Source organism: Streptomyces sp. RP5T (genome assembly GCF_003933965.1).
GTDB lineage: Bacteria > Actinomycetota > Actinomycetes > Streptomycetales > Streptomycetaceae > Streptomyces.
The window spans coordinates 1-1,395 of the sequence record NZ_RSAJ01001073.1; the positions used below are offsets into that span (position 1 = coordinate 1).

Annotated in this window: 2 protein-coding genes; both read right to left on the reverse strand. The window is 70.7% G+C overall.

The window, feature by feature from the left end; all coding sequences use genetic code 11:
* On the reverse strand, positions 1 to 208 hold a 208-nt coding region (locus EHS43_RS44555; RefSeq protein WP_185806679.1), incomplete at its 3' end, for an alcohol dehydrogenase catalytic domain-containing protein.
* A complete protein-coding gene (locus EHS43_RS44560; protein WP_125196060.1) occupies positions 208 to 1,359 on the reverse strand; it encodes an acyl-CoA dehydrogenase family protein in 1,152 nt (383 codons plus the stop codon). The genes EHS43_RS44555 and EHS43_RS44560, both read right to left, overlap by 1 nt.
* Positions 1,360 to 1,395 lie beyond the last annotated feature (36 nt).

A 1,395-nucleotide genomic window follows, 5' to 3' on the forward strand; every position in this document is an offset into this window, starting at 1 on the left:
CCTCCCCCACCGACTCCACCACGCCCGCACCCTCATGCCCCAGCACCACCGGGACCGGGAACGGAATGGTCCCGTCCACCACGGACAGGTCGCTGTGGCACAGTCCGGCCGCCGAGATCGCGACCCGCACCTCGCCCGGCCCCGGGTCCCGCACCTCCAGATCGTCGACGACCCGGACCTGTCTCCCGTCGAACAGCACGCCGCGCATCAGACGACCCCCTTGGGTTCCCTGGGCAGGCCGAGCACGCGCTCGGCGATGATGGTGCGCTGGATCTGGTCCGAGCCGCCGTAGATGGTGTCGGCCCGCGAGAACAGGAACAGCTGCTGCGACGCGTCGAGTTCGTACGGCTCCGAGGCGGTCCAGTCGCCGGGACCGACCGTGGCCCGCGCCCCGCGCACGAGCATCGCCAGCTCCCCGAGCCGCTGATGCCAGCCCGCCCACAGCAGCTTGGCCACACTGGAGGCCCCGGCGTCCCCCGAACCCCCGAGCGTGCGCAGGGCGTTCCACCGCATGGTCCGCAACTCGGCCCACTGCCGCACGAGCAGGGCCCGTACGACGGGATCGGCGACCGCGCCCGTCAGCACGGCCTCCTGCAGCACGCGGGTCAACTCCTCGGCGAATCCGACCTGTTGCGCGAGCGTGGACACTCCACGCTCGAAGCCCAGCAGACTCATGGCGACCTGCCAGCCCTGCCCCTCGCCGCCGACGACGTGCTCGGCACGCGCGTGTGCCCCGTTGAAGAAGACCTCGTTGAACTCACTGGTCCCGGTCAGCTGCCGGATGGGCCGCACCTCGATGCGCCCCGGCTGGTCCATGGGCACCAGCAGGAAGGTCAGCCCGTGATGGCGACGGGAGTCCGGATCGGTCCGGGCGAGGACGAAACACCAGTCGGCCTCGTGAGCGAGGGACGTCCAGATCTTCTGCCCGCTGATCCGGTACGTCCCGTCCTCGCCGCGCACGGCCCTGGTCCGCACTCCGGCGAGGTCGGACCCGGCCCCGGGTTCGCTGTACCCCTGGCACCACAGCTCCTCCCCGGCTGCGACGGGAGGCAGGAAGCGCGCCTTCTGCTCGTCGCTGCCGTGCGCGAGAAGGGTCGGGGCCAGCAGTTTCTCGCCGATGTGCCCGGACCGCGCGGGCGCCCCGGACCGCGCGTACTCCTCGGCCCAGACGACCTGTTGGGTGAGGGTGGCGGTCCGGTTCCCGTAGCCGGACGCGGACCAGCCGAGCCCGATCCACCCGGACTTGCCGAGGGTGCGTTCCCAGGTACGCCGGTCTTTAGAGCCATCGATGTGAACCGAGAGCCATTCCCGCACCTCGGAACGGAACACCTCGTCCTCGTCGCCGAATCCAAAGTCCACGAACGTCTCCTCTCCACACCGGACCAGGTATCTCAC